Origin of the sequence: Pantoea sp. B623, assembly GCF_024814475.1 — a bacterium.
GTDB classification, from domain to species: domain Bacteria; phylum Pseudomonadota; class Gammaproteobacteria; order Enterobacterales; family Enterobacteriaceae; genus Pantoea; species Pantoea ananatis.
The window spans coordinates 3,168,713-3,186,927 of record NZ_JANUXM010000004.1; the positions used below are offsets into that span (position 1 = coordinate 3,168,713).

The following is an 18,215-nucleotide window of genomic DNA, read 5'->3' on the forward strand; positions in this document are numbered from 1 at the left end:
GAATGAGCGTGCTGAGTAACGACTGTCAGCCTCGCCGGGTGCATCGCACACGCTGGCGTTTTCGCGCTGAACCTTGGGTGCTAGGGCTGCTGGTGCTGACGATCGGGCTGCTGTCCGTGGCGCCTTTTACCCGGCTGATCTGGACAGCGATAGCCCCGCAGGGCGTACCGGATTTGACACGGCTGACGCAGCTGTTGATCAGCCGCCGGGTACTCAGCGCCACGTTAACGACCTTAAGCATCGGGCTGAGCGCCACCCTGTTGTCGCTGTTGCTTGGCACGCTCGCCGCCTGGCTGGTTGCGCTGAGCGATATGCGCGCTAAAGCAGCCTGGGTCTTCGCCTTTATCTTACCCCTGATGATTCCGCCACAGGTGACTGCACTTGCCTGGCTGCAGGCGCTGGCGCCAGGCAGCCTGCTGGCATCGCTGTTTCAGCTGCTGGGTTTACCCTGGTTCGCGCCGGGTGAACAACCGCTCTATTCATGGGGCGGAATCGTGCTGCTGCTGGGCCTGCACAATGCGCCGCTGGTGTTCCTGACGGTGCGTGCCGGGTTTCGCCGTTTACCGGCAGAACTGGTGGAAGCCGCGCAGATTAGCGGCGCTTCGCACGGGCAAATCCTGCGCACCATTATTTTACCGCTGGCGCGTCCCGCCATCTTCGCGGGCGCAGCGCTGGCATTTGTGGCAAGCGTGGGTAATTTTGGTATTCAGGCGATGCTGGGCATTCCGGCACGCCTGCCGACCTTAATTACGCTGGTCTATCAGCAACTTAACGCCATTGGCCCCGGTGCGCTGCCGGATACGGCCGTCTATTCTTTGCTGATTGCGCTGATCACCTTAACCGGCATGATGCTGAGCGGCTGGCTGGGCGGACGGCGTGATGTTCGCGTGAGTGGCTCGCCGCGCCCGTTTCAGCAACCGCTTAACGGCGCGCGGCTGCCCACGGAGGTGATGGCCTGGCTGTGGATGGCGGCTACGCTCATCATGCCGGTCAGCGCGCTGCTGACCAGTGCGCTGACGCGCGGCTTTGGTCAGGCCTTGACGTGGCAGACCCTGACGCTGGAAAACTTTTATCAGGCGCTGTGGGGCTATCCCGCAATACGCCATGCTTTCGCGACCAGCCTGTGGCTCACCTCGCTGGCGACGCTGATGCTCACGGTCATGGCGCTGTTTCTGGCTTTCTTCCTGAGCTGGCGACGCACGCGACTGGTGCGCGGCCTGTGGTTTGCCAGCGAGCTGACTTATGCGCTGCCCGGTATCGTGACAGGTGTGGCGGCAATCCTGTTTTTTCTGCCGCCGCTTCCTCTGCTGGCGGTCTCGATTTACGGCACGGTCTGGATCATTCTCGCCGCCTATCTGTCCAACTTCCTGGCCTTAGTCTTGCGCCCCACGCTGGCGGGCTTCGCACAAATTGACCCCTCGCTGGATGAGGCCGCGCGTCTGTGTGGAGCGGGGTTTCTGCGCCGCATGGGCGATATTTTACTGCCGCTGGCGGCGCCGTCTGCGCTGGCGGGAAGCCTGTTGGTCTTTCTGACCGCGCTGAACGAAATTCAGGTCTCGGTGCTGCTGGTGACCTCCGATACGCAAACCCTTGGGCCAACCATTATCTTTCTTGATGAGGGCGGCTCTGCACCGCTGGCTGCCGCCGTAGGATGCCTGATGATTCTGGTTGTTCTGACCTTGATGTTGCTGGCGACGCGCCTGACGCGCGCGCTGCCGCAGGGAGTATTGCCATGGCAAGCCTGACCGTGGTGAGCGGCGTGGGGGGAAAGTTGCCCGCCGCTTTCCTGCTTGAGATTCAGGGATACCGCCTGTTGTGGGATCTGGGCGCGGGGCCGGAGCCCGGCGTAAGGCCGGATTTAACGGTCACGGGGCACGTCGATGCCATCTGTCTGACCCATTCTGATGGAGACCATACAGGTGCACTCGACAGCTGGCAGGCGTTGGGATCGCCGCCGGTTTACGCCACGGAGCTGACCTGGCAGCAGTTGGGAGAGTGCCCAGTACCTGGGCGATCGCGGCACGCATTGCCCTTACGCGGGCAGTGCGCGGTTGGCCCGCTTAATCTGTTTACCGGCCGGAGCGGCCACTCACCAGGATCCGTCTGGTTTCACCTGCCGGTCGCGGGCGGCATCACCTATATGGGCGACTGGAGTCGCGAATCACTGCTGCTGCCTTTTGACCGACCACCACGGGCGCGCTGGTTGATTACCGATGCCTCTTACGGCGACCGTCATCAGCGGCTTAATCAGCAGGTTGACGCGCTGATACAGGCTGCCCGCCACGGGGCGGTGGTCACGGCGCCGTTGCACGGCAGAGGCCCGGAGATGGCACTGCGGCTACGAGCAAAAGGGTTGCCGGTGGTGCTGTGCCCGCAGGTGCGGGAAGACGTGTCACAGCTGCTGGCGCAAAATGCGCTGCCGGCCGCCACGGCGCTGGCGTTGCTGCCGTTGCTGCGTGAGCCGACGCCTGCGCAATGGCGACCTGACAGCGTTATCGTCGCGGCCGATGCGGTGGCGGACAGCGGCCTGGCCGCCTTGCTGAGCCAGCGGCCCGAGTTCAACCTGATTTTTAGCAGTCATGTCGCTCGCGGCACGCGGGCCTTCGCGATGCTACAAAACGGCTCAGCGCAGTGGTTGCCCTGGAATGTCCATCCCCCGCTGGACGATCAACTGGCGTTGATCAAACACAGCGGAGCGGACCAGGTCATTCCCGCTTTTGTCGAGCCGGCATTGTGCCAGCAGTTAATCGCCCGCGCGTCTGCCACGCTCAGCTGGCAGCGTCACTTTACGCTGTCATCCCGCTGGGAAAGCTTTGCCTGATCGCATTAGCTGTAAAGCCCGTGCTGCTGCACCGGCGCATGACCCGGATTATCCCGGATGCGGCGTACCGAGTCGCGTACCACCAGCTTGCCGTTCAGCAGCAGATTACCGGGCGGCAGGTTTGGATCTAAACGCAGCGCCTGAAGCATTTTGACGGCGGCCTCGCCCAGCTCGTCTCGCGGAACCTGAACCGAGGTTAACGGGATCTCCTGCACGGTGGCCAGGTTGAAACCATCCATGCTCATCACGGACACATCTTCCGGCACCCGCAGGCCTGCTTGCTGTAACGCCTGCACCGTTCCGGCGGCAATATAATCGCCACTCGCCAGAATCGCCGTAGGGCGCTGCGCCTGCGGGCAGCGACGCAAATAGTCGCCCAGACAGGCGCTGGCTTCGCTGCTGCTAAAACTGTTGAGCGTAATCAGGTGCTGGCGGCTGTCGAAGCGCAGATTCATGGCATGCCAGGCATCGCGTACACCCTGAAGCCGCTGCTCCATGGTGTAACGCCGAAGGCAGTGCAGCGACAGAATTTGCCGATGGCCCTGTTCAAACAGATAGCGCGCGGAAAACTCGCCAATAAGCTGATGATCCGGCGACACCGAGGGCAGGCGCATTCGGCGGTCGCGGGCGTTGATCAGCACGCAGGGTTTGTTCATTTCGGCCGCCAACTGATGAATGTGTTCATCGTCGATACCGATCAACAGCGCGGCTTCCGTCTGCTGCATCTTGTCGATAAACAGCGCGGCATCACTTTCCACTTCTTCCAGCGGGCAGTAGCGCAACCGCACATCGTGCGGTTTAACGGCTTCGCTGATCCCCTGGATCACCTTGTAATAAAAGATATCCGTGCGGATATCGAATGCCCGCGGTGGCGCAAATACCATCAGGTCATTAAGCAACAGCCGACCATGCTGAAGATTATCCAGTACGCCTTGCTGTTGGGCGATGCGTAACACTTTCTCGCGCGTGGCGGCGCGAATATTGGCTTTCCCGGCAAGGACGCGCGAAACCGTGCTGATCGACACGCCGCTCAGGGCGGCAATTTCGCTCACTTTTAAGCTTTGCTTCATTCTGTGATCGCCCTCAAATCTGCAAATGAAAAAATTTTCATAAGGTGCTGAATCGTGTCCCTGCTGGTCTGCAAGGGCATTTTTATTATTTCCCGATAGTGCCATGAAAAGGGTTGCAAAAAATGGGCTGTACCCACGTTTTCGGCTTTTTTAAGGTCGGATCAGATAAACAGGCTCGCTGCGCGGCAACGCGTCAATCACTGGCTACAGGAGTTTCATCATGAGTCTCGACTCGACCACCCGCACTCACGCGTCGTCGCGCCCGCTGCGGATGATTAAAAATTTGCGCTGGTGGATGCTGGGCATGTTCCTGCTGGGCGTCACGGTGAATTACATCACCCGTAACTCACTGGGGATTCTGGCACCGGAACTGAAAAGCACTCTGAATATGACCACGGAGCAGTATTCCTGGGTCGTGGCGGCTTTCCAACTGGCCTATACGCTGTTTCAGCCTGTGTGCGGCTGGTTAATCGATGTTATCGGTTTGAAAGTGGGCTTTTTGATCTGCGCCGTTATCTGGTCTGTCACCTGTCTGCTGCACGCCGGGGCAGGAAGCTGGCTGCATCTGGCGCTGTTACGTTTTGTGATGGGTGCATCAGAGGCGGCAGCCACGCCCGCGAATGCCAAGGCCATTGGGGAGTGGTTTCCGAAAAAGGAGCGGCCGGTAGCGGCAGGCTGGGCGGGCGTTGGCTTTTCCGTCGGCGCGATGCTGGCTCCGCCCATTATTTATATCGCGCATATCTCGTTTGGCTGGCAGGGCGCATTCCTGCTCACCGGCGGGCTGGGTTTGATCTGGGTGGCGCTCTGGTGGTGGGGCTATCACTCGCCTGAACGCCATCCGCGCCTCTCGGATGAGGAGCGGGCGTTTATTACCCAGGACAACGAAGTCATCGGCGAAAAGCTGCCGTTTTTCACTGCGATGAAAGTGATTGGGAAAGAGAAGAAGTTTTACGGAATCGCTATTCCGGCTTTTTTAGCCGAGCCCGCCTGGGCGGTCCTGAGCTTCTGGGTGCCGCTCTACCTGGCCAATGAACGCGGCATGGATCTGAAGCAGATCGTGATGTTCGCCTGGCTGCCGTTCCTGGCCGCTGACTTCGGCAGCGTCGCCAGCGGTTACCTGACAAAACTCTACGTGCGCTGGTTTGGCTGCTCCCGCGTGAACTCCATCGTCGCCAGTTCCGTCACCGGGGCCGCGCTGATGATCTCGCTGGCACTGATGACGCTGGTTAAAGATCCCTATCTTGCCATTGCCCTGATCTCCATCGGCGGTTTCGGCCACCAGGTGATTTCCTGCATGTTGAGCGCGCTGGTGGTTGAGCGTTTTGATCGCCGCCAGATGGCGACGGTCAACGGCATGCGCGGGTCCTGCGCCTGGATAGCCAGCTTTATTTTTTCACTGATTATCGGCGTTACCGCCGACACCATTGGCTTCAATCCCTTGTTTATTGCCATGGGCTTTTTTGATCTGATTGGCGCGGTTTTTCTGGTGATGTTTATTGCCGAACGCCGCCAACGTACTGCTAAACAGTGAGGGTAATCTCATGAAAACACTTAAGACATGGACGCTACATCAACAAACGCCGCATTTTGTCGAACTGAAAGTCGAGCAGCGTCACTTTTTACGGATTTACGTATTAGAAAACGGCCTGATGCGCGTGCTGCTGAAACGCGACGGGGAACTGGCGCTGAACCGCACCTGGAGCATTGCCCCGCAGGAGGATGTGCCTTGGGAGGGGCGCGACCGCGAATCGCTGGAAGGTTTTACGCTGCCCGCCTTTACCCTGCAACAGGAGGCGCAACAAATCCGTCTGGCCACGGATCGACTGCGGGTTACCGTGCATTATCCCCTTTGCCTCAGTTGGGAACATTTTGACGGCACCGACTGGCAGCCGCTGGCGGTCGATCGCCATACCGGGGCTTACCTGCTGAACATGCATGGCGATGGCGTGGAACATTATCAGCGTCGTCAGCCGCAGGACCGGGTTTACGGCCTGGGTGAAAAGAGCGGCGATCTCAACCGGGTCAATCGCCGTTTCGAAATGCGCAATCTGGATGCGATGGGCTATAACGCTGCCAGTACCGATCCGCTCTACAAACATATTCCTTTCACGCTGACCCAGCGTGACGGCGTCAGCTTCGGGCTGTTTTACGATAACCTCACCAGCAGCTGGCTGGACCTGGGGAATGAGTTAGATAATTATCATCTGCCTTATCGCCGTTACCGCGCAGAGGCGGGCGATCTGGATTACTACATGATGCTGGGCCCGACGCTGCTGGAGGTGACCAAGGCGTTTGTTCGCCTCACCGGCCGGACGCTCTTTCAACCGAAGTGGAGCCTGGGCTACAGCGGCTCCACAATGCACTACACGGATGCGCCTGATGCGCAGCAACAGCTCCTGTCCTTTATTCAACTGTGCCGCGAGCATGAGATTCCCTGCGATTCGTTTCAACTGTCGTCGGGCTACACCTCCATCAATAACAAGCGCTACGTGTTCAACTGGAACTATGACAAGGTGCCGAATCCCAATGCCATGAGCGCCGCTTTCCATCAGGCCGGGATGAAGCTGGCGGCCAACATCAAGCCTTGCCTGTTACAGGATCATCCACGTTATAAAGAAGTGGCGGATCAGGGGCTGTTTATCCGCGATTCGGAACAGGATCGGCCTGAGCGTTCCGTATTCTGGGATGATGAAGGCTCGCATCTGGATTTCACCCATCCCCAAACGGTGGCGTGGTGGCAGCAAAACGTCACTGAGCAGTTGCTGAAAAAAGGGATCGATTCGACCTGGAACGATAATAACGAATATGAAGTCTGGGACGGCGAAGCACGCTGCTATGGCTTTGGCCAACCCATTGCGATTAAGCACATCCGACCGGTGATGCCGCTGCTGATGATGCGCGCCTCGATGGAGGCTCAGCAGCGCTTTGCCCCGGAAAAAAGGCCGTACCTGATTTCCCGTTCAGGCTGCGCAGGCATGCAGCGCTATGTGCAGACGTGGAGCGGGGATAACCGGACAAACTGGCAAACCCTGCGCTACAACATCCGTATGGGGTTGGGAATGAGTCTGTCGGGCCTGTTTAACGTCGGGCACGATGTGGGCGGGTTTGCCGGCGATAAACCGGATGCGGAGCTGTTTGTGCGCTGGGTACAGAATGGCGTGATGCATCCCCGTTTTACTATTCATTCATGGAATGACGATCACACCGTCAACGAGCCCTGGATGTATCCGGAAGCCACATCAATGATTCGTGAGGCTATTCGCCTGCGTTATCGCCTGATGCCGTATCTGTATACGCTGGCCTGGCAGGCCAGCGAGCAGGATGAGCCAATGCTGCGGCCAACCTTCCTCGATCACGAGCACGATCCGCGCACCTATGACGAGTGCGATGATTTCATGCTGGGGCGAGATTTGCTGGTGGCAAGCGTGGTTGAGCAGGGCGCCCGTCAGCGCCAGGTCTATCTGCCAGATAACGCCCACGGCTGGTATGACTGGCACAGCGGTAGCTGGCTGGCGGGGGGCCAGTCGGTAATGCTGGATGCGCCGCTGGATCGTCTGCCGTTACTGATCCGTGCCGGTGCTGCAATTCCACTGGGAGAGTGTGAAAGTACCACCGATGCGCAGCGTGATAACGTACGGGAACTGCAGCTGTGGCCTGCGCCGGGCAATGCGACCACCTCCGGCGAACTGTTTGACGACGACGGAGAAACGCATGGCTGGCAGAAGGGCAATGCGCTTTGGCTGAGCTGGACGTTAACCAGCAGCGCGTCACGGTTGGAGCTGAGCATTGAAAAGCGGGGAGATTATCAGCCAGCGTGGCGTGATATGGCGATTAGCTTACCGCCGGGCGAGAAGCGTCCGTTGTGGGTCAACGGGGAAATGACAACCTGTTACCGACTGGCGTAACCCAGAGCGCAAATCACACTACCGGCCCACCTGCGTGGGCCGGTTTATTTTAGGCGGAGTGGGTTTCGGTGCTCATGCGTCCAAGGTCTTTATCGACCAGGAACAGACCGTTACCGCTATCGCCAACCATCGCCAGTTTATCCAGCACGGTTTTAAACAGCTTCTCTTCTTCATGCTGTTCTGCAACATACCACTGCAGGAAGTTGAAGGTTGAATAGTCCTGCGTTGTCATCGCTGAGTGCGCCAGTTCATTGATTTTACTGGTAATCAGCTTCTCGTGATCCAGCGCCTGAATCAGCACTTCATTCAGTGAATTGTAGGCAACGGGCGGTGCAGCAATGCTGCCCAGCACCGGCATAGCACCGGTATCGCTCAGATAGTCGAACAGGCGCTGCATGTGTTCCATCTCTTCACGCGAATGCATTTTCAGGAAGGACGCTGCGCCCTCATAGCCTTTATCGCTGCACCACGCACTCATTTGTAAATAGAGATTGGCGGAGAAAAATTCGAGGTTCAGCTGGTCGTTTAAACGTCCAGTCATTTCAGCAGTCAGCATGGCCGCGTCCTTTGAGTGTTAATAAATTAGTGGTGAATTATGCAACAGGCTGGTAACGAATGGGAAGCCTTTTATTGAAAAATTTGCAATTTATCTGGTTGATTTAAAAAGAATTATTTCAACTATTGAATGCGAGCGATTATCATTGTGGTCAGCTTTTCGGGTCGCCAGTTGTCACTCCGTAAGCCGGTGCGCCTGGCTTCCGTGCGGCTTCCTTTACCGGCAGGTCAGGCTGGATGCGGCCTGGCAGGAAGGCAAGGGTGACCCGGCGATGAACCGGCTGCAGCGCATGCGCAAGAAATGCCTGACCAGAGATTTGTGAGGCAAGGCGTGAAGGTGAATCTTATGCGGGTTCATCGCGAAGAAATCGCATAAACTTTTCGTGAAATGCCACCGTTAACCCTCAGGGTGAATATGCAATCTGTCAAAAGCCATGCTGAATTTTACGACGTCCAGTTTTCAAAAGAAGATTTCACCGGTCTGACGATCGCTGAAACGCATTTTGAAGACTGCGAATTCAATAACGCCAACTTTACCTCTGCGGTGTTTTCGGCCTGCAAGTTCATCAACTGTGTGTTTAATCACTGCAATATGAGCCTGCTGAACCCATCCAATAGCCGCTTCTTTGGCGTTCACTTCAATGAGTGCAAGCTGACCGGCATTGACTGGACGACAGCCTACTGGCCCGATTTTTATCTGGACCACGAACTGCATTTTCAGAAATGTATTCTGGCCAGCGGCTCTTTTTTTGGGCTGCGGTTGCAGGGCTTAAAAATGGAGGCATGCAAACTGACAGAGGTGGATTTCAGGGAGTGCGATTTAACCGGCGCAACGCTCACCGAATCGGACCTGACGGGCAGTTTATTCAATCACACCGTGCTACGTGGCGCAGATCTCACAGAATCCTGGAATTACGCCATCAATATCTTCCATAACACGGTCGATAAAGCCAAATTTTCTCGCCTGGAAGCGGTTTGTTTGCTGGAAAGTCTGGGCATCGAACTCGTCGATTAGTCGAGGCCTGAGGAGTAGCAGCCCCCGCGAATACGCTTTATGGGGCAGGTTTCGTTCGGGGTAACGCCTGGCCACCCTGACGTACTACCGGCGCGGCGGCCTGCCGTTTCTGACTGACGCCACTTTCTCTTCCGTACGCTGTAGGCCAATAGCACAAAATATTGTATGCTATGCCGCCTTAAAGTTGACCAGGTAACCGGAAGCACGCCAATGTAACTTTGCGCTCACCCCGCGACGACATAAAGTCGCATTTGGCACCGTTTATCCGCCGGTAAGGTTCTGCCGGCCACCGTGATTTATCTGCCGCGCCTGTTAGCGCGTGGCTACGTTGAGAAGAATTCACTCATGTCTAATCCCTTTTTAGAAGAGGTGGCACGCCGCCGCACCTTCGCGATTATCTCGCACCCGGATGCCGGTAAAACCACAATTACCGAAAAAGTCCTGCTGTTCGGACAGGCGATCCAGACCGCCGGTACGGTAAAAGGCCGCGGCTCCAACCAGCATGCGAAGTCTGACTGGATGGAGATGGAAAAGCAGCGTGGTATTTCAATCACGACGTCAGTTATGCAGTTTCCCTATCGTGACAGCCTGGTAAACCTGCTGGATACGCCGGGGCACGAAGACTTCTCTGAAGATACCTATCGTACGCTGACCGCCGTTGACTGCTGCCTGATGGTGATCGACGCAGCGAAAGGCGTTGAAGATCGTACCCGTAAGCTGATGGAAGTGACGCGCCTGCGCGATACGCCGATCCTGACCTTTATGAACAAACTCGACCGTGACATCCGCGATCCGATGGAACTGCTGGATGAAGTGGAAAGCGAGTTAAAAATCGCCTGTGCGCCCATCACCTGGCCAATAGGCTGCGGTAAGTTGTTTAAAGGGGTTTATCACCTTTATAACGATGAAACTTATCTCTATCAGACCGGTAAAGGGCACACCATCCAGGAAGTGCGCATCGTTAAAGGCCTGAACAACCTGGACCTCGACGCGGCCGTCGGCGAAGAGCTGGCCGCACAGCTGCGTGAAGAGCTGGAGCTGGTGCAGGGCGCCTCGCACGAATTCGAAAAAGAGGCTTTCCTTAGCGGTCAACTCTCTCCGGTGTTCTTTGGTACTGCGCTGGGTAACTTTGGCGTTGATCATATGCTGGATGGCCTTGTGGAGTGGGCGCCGCGCCCCATGCCGCGCCAGACCGATACCCGCCAGGTTGAGGCAAAAGAAGAGAAATTTACCGGTTTCGTGTTCAAGATTCAGGCTAACATGGATCCCAAGCACCGTGACCGCGTGGCGTTTATGCGCGTGGTATCAGGCCGTTACGAAAAAGGCATGAAGCTGCGCCAGGTGCGCACTGGCAAAGACGTCGTGATTTCTGATGCGTTAACCTTTATGGCGGGCGACCGTTCGCACGTAGAAGAAGCCTATCCGGGCGATATCATCGGCTTGCACAACCACGGCACGATTCAGATCGGCGACACCTTTACCCAGGGTGAGAACATGAAGTTCACCGGTATTCCGAACTTCGCGCCAGAACTGTTCCGCCGTATTCGCCTGCGCGATCCGCTGAAGCAAAAGCAACTGCTGAAAGGGCTGGTCCAGCTGTCGGAAGAGGGCGCGGTTCAGGTGTTCCGTCCGGTTCACAATAACGACCTGATTGTAGGAGCTGTTGGTGTCCTGCAGTTTGACGTGGTCGTCGCGCGTCTGAAAAGCGAATACAACGTTGAAGCCATCTATGAGGCGATTAACGTTTCTACGGCACGTTGGGTCGAGTGCAGCGATGCCAAAAAGTTCGAAGATTTCCAGCGTAAAAATGAGGTGAACCTCGCGCTGGATGGCGGTGATAACCTGACCTATATCGCTCCCACCATGGTGAATCTGAATATTACTCAGGAACGCTATCCTGATGTGACATTCCGTAAAACCCGCGAGCACTAATTCGTGCTTTCAGGGCCATTCCAGCACGGAATGGCCCTGTTTCAACGGATACAGAACCCTCCTAAAACGCGCCTTTTCCTCTCTTTTGACGCACGATCAACCAGTTACCCGAGCAAAACTCTAAATCCCGACTATGATTATTTCATCGGACGGTTTAAGAGACTTATTCTCCCCGCGTCCAGTGCCGCAGCAGCACTGTTTGCTGCTCTTGCGCCCACAGTTTTGGGCGAGTTAACAGATAGAAGGATGATATCGATGCACACAACTAAGATTACTAAAACATTGATGGCTGCGATGATCGGTACTGCTCTGCTGAGCGGAAGCGCATTTGCAGAGGAATCCGCGTCTCAGAAAGCCTCACAAACGGCTGACAGCGCTGGTGCAAAAATTGACAGCTCAATGAAGAAAGTGGGCGGCTTTATGGATGACAGCGCCGTGACGGCTAAAGCAAAAGCGGCCCTGGTTGATGACGACTCCATCAAAAGCACCGACATTTCTGTCAAAACCCATCAGGGCGTTGTTACCCTGAGCGGCTTCGTGACCTCACAAGACCAGGCTGAGAAAGCCGTGGCCGTGGTGAAAAAAGTTGAAGGCGTTAAATCAGTCAGCGACAAGCTGCACGTGAAAGACGCGAAAAAACAGTCAATGAAAGGTTATGCCGGTGACGCTGCCACAACCAGCGAAATTAAAGCTAAGCTATTAGCAGATGACATGGTTCCTTCACGTAACGTGAAAGTGGAAACCACCGACGGTGTGGTTCAGCTTTCAGGTGAAGTGGCGAATCAGGCACAGTCTGACCGTGCCGAAAGCATCGCTAAAGCTATCGAAGGCGTAAAAAGTGTTAAAAATGACCTGAAGGTCAAGTCTTAACACGACCCGGTGCGGCTTCTTCCGGAAGCCGCACTGATAAAAATACCCATCGTGGGATGAAACAAGCAGTTCAATATTAAAATGGTTAAGGAGAGGCTTATGTTTCGTTGGGGCATTATTTTTCTGGTGATCGCACTGATCGCTGCTGCATTAGGTTTTGGTGGCCTTGCCGGTACCGCAGCCTGGGCAGCTAAAGTCGTATTCGTGGTGGGTATTATTCTGTTCCTCATCAGCTTGTTCACTGGCCGTAAAAAGCTATAGCGATGACCCAGACTGTTTGATGCTGGCGTAGTCAGCATCAAACGGAGACCAGTTATTTGTGCGAATGTTATTGTGAGGCAAAGGATGCTTCATATTCGCAACGATGTGTTAAACGGCGCAACGCCAATAGCACAATTTATGGACAACGTAGCTGGTTCTCCGTGCTAGTATCCTTTCACAATTCTAATCCCTGCATTCCCTACATTTGCCTATCGGGAACCCAATCTGAGGTCGGTACATTGGGTATACGTATTCCCGTGACGCTTGGGGCGATTGAACCCCTTGCTCTCACACCTTTTAAAGCCAGGAAAATCGCCTTAGTGTGCGAGGGTGGCGGTCAACGCGGCATCTTCACCGCCGGCGTATTAGATGAGTTTCAGCGGGCTAAATTCAACCCTTTCCAGCTTTTGCTTGGCACGTCGGCCGGGGCACAGAATCTGTCCGCCTTTGTCTGCGCGCAGCCGGGCTACGCGCGCCGGGTGATCACCCGCTATACGACCAGTAAGCAGTTTTTCGATCCGCTGCGTTTCTTACGCGGCGGCAATCTTATCGATCTCGACTGGTTAATCGACATCACCCGAAGCGAATTCCCCCTGGCGATGAGCAGTGCCGAAACCCTGTTTTCCAGCGGGCGCGAATTCTATATGTGTGCCTGCCGCAGTGATGACTATGCGCCCAGTTATTTTGCGCCCACCAGTGATAACTGGCTGGAAATTATTAAAGCTTCCAGTGCGATTCCGGGCTTTTATCGCCTGGGAGTGGATCTGGAAGGCATCAGCTATCTGGACGGTGGTGTCAGTGATGCTATACCCGTGCGTGAGGCGGCCAAACGTGGCGCAGATACGATCGTGGTGATCCGTACCGTGCCCTCTCAGATGTTCGATACGCCACGCTGGATAACGCGTATGGAACGCTGGTTCAGCGGCGGTGCGCTGCAGCCGATGCTCACTATCCTGCATCATCATGAGCAGACCTATCGGGAAACGCAGCAGTTTATTGAGTCACCGCCAGGGGATTTACGCATCATTGAAATTTTCCCACCGCGCGTGCTGGCCAGTAACGCGTTAGGCAGCCGGATCGCCTCGCTTAACCAGGATTACCACCTGGGACGCCGCTGTGGCCGCTATTTTATGGCCACGCTGGGCCAGTGGCTGAGCGATGCCGAGCCGCAAACGGGGCTGGATATTGTCACGCCTGCCGCGCCGGTGGCGAATGAACCCAACAGTGGGGCGATCGTTACGCCGCTGGCGGGCAATGACGACGCCTGGAATGAAGGCTCGCTGGCATGAGGTTTGTGGATACCCATTGCCACTTTGATTTTCCGCCCTTCGTCGGGCAGGCGGTGGAAAGTCTTGCCCGGGCCGCCCAGTCCGGCGTTGAAAAAATTATCGTGCCCTCGGTAGACGCGGGACGCTTTGCAACGGTCTGCCAGCTGGCTCACGCGCATCCCGCCCTTTATGCTGCGCTGGGGCTGCATCCGATTGTTATTGAACATCATCAGGAATCGCATCTTAGCGAGCTGGAAGCCCGGTTGATAAAGCCGCCCGCTAAGCTGGTAGCGTTAGGTGAGATCGGCCTGGATCTTTATCGGGACGAGCCGCAGTTCGACAAGCAGAAACATTTTCTGGATGCGCAGCTGAAGCTGGCTAAACGTTACGATCTGCCGGTGATCCTGCACTCGCGTCGAACGCACGATCAGCTGGCGCTGCATCTGCGCCGTCACGATCTCTCGCGCCGTGGCGTGGTTCATGGTTTTGCCGGTAGCCTGCAGCAGGCCCAGGCTTTTATCAAACTTGGCTATGCGATTGGCGTAGGCGGCACCATTACCTATCCGCGCGCCAGTAAAACCCGACAGACCATCGCACAGTTACCGCTTTCATCCTTGTTGCTGGAAACGGATGCCCCCGATATGCCGCTGAACGGTTTTCAGGGCCAGCCCAATCGACCAGAGCGCGCTTTTCAGGTGTGGCAGGTGCTGTGTGAGCTGCGTGAAGAAGCGCCAGAGGTCATTGCCGATGCGCTATGGCACAACAGCCACAGACTTTTTCGCCTTTCCTGATGTCGCCCGTTTACCCTTTTTCTCACAAAATGTTATAATAGTAACATTCCCGTCGTGGGCTTATATGGGCTTCACTTCGCCTGATTTCGTGACTGAATCAACTTTAATTTGAAATATTGCAGTTGTTTCATATTTCGATGTGACGAATGGCACATATTCACCGGCTCCGAATTGTTATTATTATCACATACGGGTGGATAATAATTCACCCCTTGTCCTGGAGATTGTTATGACTGATATCAAACAGCAGGCTCTACGCGCGCTGAAACTGATGGATTTAACCACCCTGAATGAAGATGACACCGATGAGAAAGTGATCGCACTCTGTCACCAGGCGAAATCCCCGGTGGGCAATACCGCCGCCATCTGCATTTATCCGCGTTTTATTCCCATTGCTCGCAAAACGCTGCGTGAGCAGGGCACGCCGGACGTGCGTATTGCCACCGTCACCAACTTCCCCCACGGCAATGACGACATCGAGATCGCACTGGCTGAAACCCGTGCCGCTATCGCCTACGGTGCTGACGAAGTGGACGTGGTTTTCCCTTATCGCGCGCTGATGGCTGGCAATACTCAGGTGGGCTTTGATCTGGTTAAAGCCTGCAAAACAGCCTGTGCGGAAGCGGATGTACTGCTGAAAGTGATTATTGAAACCGGTGAGCTGAAGCAGGAAGCGCTGATCCGTCAGGCCTCTGAAATTGCCATTGATGCCGGAGCGGACTTTATCAAAACCTCAACCGGTAAAGTGCCCGTGAATGCAACGCCCGAAGTGGCACAGATCATGATGAGCGTGATCCGCGATAAAGGTGTGAAAGCGCAGGTTGGCTTTAAACCGGCTGGCGGCGTGCGTACCGCTGAAGATGCCGCCATCTATCTGCAACTGGCTGAAGATACGCTGGGTGCCGACTGGGCTGACGCACGGCACTTCCGTTTTGGCGCTTCCAGCCTGCTGGCAAACCTGCTGAACACCCTTGGACACAGCAGCGATACCCGTCAGTCAGGCTACTGATATCTCCGGGCGGCATCTTACCGCCTTTTCTCCTCTTTCCCTGACGTAAGGGGGCGACTTTGTACCTTGCACAAGAAATCATTCGAAAAAAACGTGACGGCCACGCGCTGAGTGAAGACGAGATTCGTTTCTTCATTAACGGCGTGCGTGATAACAGCGTTTCGGAAGGACAAATTGCCGCGCTGGCAATGACCATTTATTTTCACGATATGTCGCTGCCGGAGCGGGTTGCTCTGACGATGGCGATGCGTGACTCAGGCACCGTGCTGAACTGGAAATCCCTGAATCTGAACGGGCCGGTGGTCGATAAGCACTCCACCGGCGGCGTCGGCGATGTCACCTCGTTGATGCTGGGGCCGATGGTGGCCGCCTGTGGCGGCTATATCCCGATGATCTCAGGTCGCGGGCTGGGGCACACCGGCGGCACCCTGGACAAGCTGGAAGCGATTCCCGGGTTTGACATTTTCCCCAGTGATGACCACTTTCGCCAGACCATAAAGCAGGTTGGCGTGGCAATTATTGGCCAAACCAACTCCTTGGCTCCGGCGGACAAACGCTTTTACGCCACGCGCGACATCACGGCCACCGTGGATTCGATTCCGCTGATCACCGCCTCGATTCTGGCGAAAAAGCTGGCCGAAGGGCTGGATGCGCTGGTGATGGATGTCAAAGTCGGCTCCGGGGCATTTATGCCCACGTATGAAGCCTCTGAAAATCTGGCGCAGGCCATTGTTGGCGTCGCCAACGGCGCGGGCTGTCGCACCACGGCGCTGTTAACGGATATGAACCAGGTGCTGGCCTCCACGGCCGGTAACGCGCTGGAAGTGCGCGAAGCAGTGCGCTTCCTGACCGGTGCGCAGCGTAACCCGCGCCTGCTGGAAGTCACTTTGGCGCTGTGCAGCGAAATGCTGATCTCCGGCAAACTGGCGGAAAATGAGGCTGAGGCGCGCGAAAAACTCATGACTGTGCTGGATAACGGCAAGGCCGCAGAGGTGTTTGCCCGCATGGTGGCGGCGCAGAAGGGCCCGACCGATTTTGTTGAGCGCTACGACAGCTATTTACCTGCGCCAACGATGAGCAAAGCGGTTTTTGCCGACCGGGCAGGCTGTGTTACCCATATGGATACCCGCGCGCTGGGCATGGCGGTGGTGGCGATGGGCGGTGGACGCCAGCGCGCCAGTGATGCCATCGATTACAGCGTGGGCCTGAGCGACATGATCACCCTGGGCGAGCAGGTGGATGCTTCACGTCCGCTGGCGGTCATCCATGCCAGCAGTGAAGCGCACTGGCAACAGGCCGCTGCCGCCGTAAAAGCCGCGATTACCTTGGGTGAACGCGCCCCGGCAGCCACGCCTGTCGTGTATCGCCGCGTCACTGAGGCAGGCTGACGCAGGGAACCCCTTTATACCGTCCCGGATTCAGGTATACTGATCTGATCGCTTTTTTTTGACTTGTCGCGCGCTTTTGGCGCAGGAGACTGGCATGAAACGTGCTTTTATTATGGTGCTGGATTCGTTTGGAATCGGCGCTAGCAAAGATGCCGATAAATTCGGTGATGCAGGTTCAGATACGTTAGGTCATATCGCAGAAGCCTGCTTTAACGGTCAGGCGGATAAGGGCCGTAAAGGGCCGCTGCACTTACCTAATCTGACCGCGCTGGGCCTGGGCAAAGCGGCTGAGCTGTCTACTGGTCGTTTTCCTGCGGGGCTGGATCCTGAGGCGAAGATCACGGGCGCCTATGCTTACGCCAGTGAGCTTTCATCGGGCAAAGATACGCCGTCAGGCCACTGGGAAATCGCCGGCGTGCCTGTTCTGTTTGACTGGGGATACTTCAGCGATAAGCAGAACAGCTTCCCGCAGGCGCTGCTGGACAAGCTGGTGGAACGCGCCGGTTTACCCGGCTATCTCGGCAACTGCCACTCATCCGGTACGGTAATCCTCGACCAGTTGGGCGAAGAGCACATGCACTCTGGCAAGCCGATTTTCTACACCTCGGCGGACTCCGTATTCCAGATCGCCTGCCACGAAGAAACCTTCGGGCTGGAGCGGTTGTATGAACTTTGTGAAATTGCGCGCGAAGAGCTGACCGAAGGCGGCTACAACATTGGTCGCGTGATTGCCCGGCCGTTTGTGGGCGACAAAGCAGGCAGCTTCGAGCGCACCGGCAACCGTCACGATCTGGCCGTTGAGCCGCCATCGCCGACCATGCTGAAGAAGCTGGTGGACGAGAAGGGCGGTCATGTGATTTCGGTTGGTAAAATTGCCGATATCTATGCTGAGCAGGGCATCACTAAAAAAGTGAAAGCCACCGGTCTGGACGCGCTGTTTGATGCGACCATTCAGGAAATGAAAACTGCGCCGGATCAAGCGATTGTGTTCACCAACTTTGTCGACTTCGATTCCACCTGGGGCCATCGCCGCGACGTTGCGGGTTATGCGGGCGGCCTGGAGCTGTTTGACCGCCGTTTGCCAGAGCTCATGGAACTGGTCAAAGAGGATGATATTTTGATCCTCACCGCCGACCACGGCTGTGACCCGACCTGGGAAGGCACGGAACACACACGCGAGCATATTCCGATCCTGATTTACGGACCGAAGGTTGAGCCGGGGTCGCTGGGCTATCGCGACACCTTTGCCGATATCGGCCAGACGATCGCGCACTATTTTGACCTGTCCCCCATGGACTACGGCAAGAACATGCTGTAAAAACAGCGAAAT

At 56.3% G+C, this 18,215-nt stretch carries 15 protein-coding genes; 13 read left to right on the forward strand and 2 right to left on the reverse strand.

Annotation, left to right across the window (positions count from 1 at the left end):
* Nucleotides 1-2: 2 nt before the first annotated feature.
* On the forward strand, nt 3-1,745 hold the full coding sequence (locus tag NXS97_RS16625) for an iron ABC transporter permease (RefSeq protein WP_112900436.1): 1,743 nt from the start codon (nt 3-5) through the stop codon (nt 1,743-1,745).
* The gene (locus NXS97_RS16630) at nt 1,733-2,821 is read left to right on the forward strand and encodes an MBL fold metallo-hydrolase (protein ID WP_112900435.1); all 1,089 of its coding nucleotides are present in this window, start codon (nt 1,733-1,735) and stop codon (nt 2,819-2,821) included. The genes NXS97_RS16625 and NXS97_RS16630 overlap by 13 nt, the downstream gene beginning before the upstream one ends.
* 5 nt (nt 2,822-2,826) lie before the next feature.
* Here NXS97_RS16630 and NXS97_RS16635 read toward each other — a convergent pair whose 3' ends face one another.
* Nucleotides 2,827-3,891 carry a LacI family DNA-binding transcriptional regulator gene (locus tag NXS97_RS16635; RefSeq protein ID WP_105088603.1) on the reverse strand — a complete coding sequence of 355 codons (1,065 nt, stop codon included), beginning with the start codon at nt 3,889-3,891 and terminating at the stop codon, nt 2,827-2,829.
* Nucleotides 3,892-4,111: 220 nt separating this feature from the next.
* On the opposite strand from NXS97_RS16635, the gene NXS97_RS16640 reads away from it, so the two are divergent.
* Complete coding sequence (locus NXS97_RS16640) at nt 4,112-5,422, forward strand: MFS transporter (RefSeq protein ID WP_013027180.1); 1,311 nt, start codon at nt 4,112-4,114, stop codon at nt 5,420-5,422.
* Between the two features lie 10 nt (nt 5,423-5,432).
* Nucleotides 5,433-7,796, forward strand: a complete 2,364-nt coding sequence (locus tag NXS97_RS16645) for a TIM-barrel domain-containing protein (protein ID WP_015699527.1) — start codon at nt 5,433-5,435, stop codon at nt 7,794-7,796.
* Nucleotides 7,797-7,845: 49 nt separating this feature from the next.
* Here the strand turns inward: NXS97_RS16645 and ftnA are convergent, their stop codons facing one another.
* A complete protein-coding gene (ftnA, locus tag NXS97_RS16650; protein WP_013027178.1) occupies nt 7,846-8,352 on the reverse strand; it encodes a non-heme ferritin in 507 nt (168 codons plus the stop codon).
* Nucleotides 8,353-8,766: 414 nt separating this feature from the next.
* Between ftnA and NXS97_RS16655 the strand changes: the two genes are divergently transcribed.
* The 9 genes from NXS97_RS16655 (at nt 8,767) to deoB (ending at nt 18,203) form a co-directional block, all read left to right on the forward strand.
* Entirely contained in the window at nt 8,767-9,366 is a 600-nt protein-coding gene (locus NXS97_RS16655; protein WP_014605062.1) for a pentapeptide repeat-containing protein, read from the forward strand.
* Nucleotides 9,367-9,711: 345 nt separating this feature from the next.
* Complete coding sequence (prfC, locus tag NXS97_RS16660) at nt 9,712-11,298, forward strand: peptide chain release factor 3 (protein ID WP_072139058.1); 1,587 nt, start codon at nt 9,712-9,714, stop codon at nt 11,296-11,298.
* A 255-nt stretch (nt 11,299-11,553) separates the two neighbouring features.
* The gene (gene osmY, locus NXS97_RS16665) at nt 11,554-12,168 is read left to right on the forward strand and encodes a molecular chaperone OsmY (RefSeq protein WP_014605063.1); all 615 of its coding nucleotides are present in this window, start codon (nt 11,554-11,556) and stop codon (nt 12,166-12,168) included.
* Nucleotides 12,169-12,267: 99 nt separating this feature from the next.
* Nucleotides 12,268-12,429, forward strand: coding sequence for a DUF1328 domain-containing protein (locus tag NXS97_RS16670; RefSeq protein ID WP_003848537.1), 162 nt, complete (start codon nt 12,268-12,270; stop codon nt 12,427-12,429).
* 239 nt (nt 12,430-12,668) lie between these two features.
* On the forward strand, nt 12,669-13,718 hold the full coding sequence (locus NXS97_RS16675; protein ID WP_014605064.1) for a patatin family protein: 1,050 nt from the start codon (nt 12,669-12,671) through the stop codon (nt 13,716-13,718).
* Nucleotides 13,715-14,488, forward strand: a complete 774-nt coding sequence (locus NXS97_RS16680) for a TatD family hydrolase (protein ID WP_112900434.1) — start codon at nt 13,715-13,717, stop codon at nt 14,486-14,488. Before NXS97_RS16675 ends, NXS97_RS16680 begins: the two co-directional genes overlap by 4 nt.
* A gap of 229 nt (nt 14,489-14,717) precedes the next feature.
* A complete protein-coding gene (gene deoC / locus NXS97_RS16685) occupies nt 14,718-15,497 on the forward strand; it encodes a deoxyribose-phosphate aldolase (protein ID WP_014605066.1) in 780 nt (259 codons plus the stop codon).
* Between the two features lie 59 nt (nt 15,498-15,556).
* On the forward strand, nt 15,557-16,885 hold the full coding sequence (gene deoA / locus NXS97_RS16690) for a thymidine phosphorylase (RefSeq protein WP_014605067.1): 1,329 nt from the start codon (nt 15,557-15,559) through the stop codon (nt 16,883-16,885).
* A 94-nt stretch (nt 16,886-16,979) separates the two neighbouring features.
* Nucleotides 16,980-18,203 carry a phosphopentomutase gene (gene deoB, locus NXS97_RS16695; protein WP_014605068.1) on the forward strand — a complete coding sequence of 408 codons (1,224 nt, stop codon included), beginning with the start codon at nt 16,980-16,982 and terminating at the stop codon, nt 18,201-18,203.
* Nucleotides 18,204-18,215 lie beyond the last annotated feature (12 nt).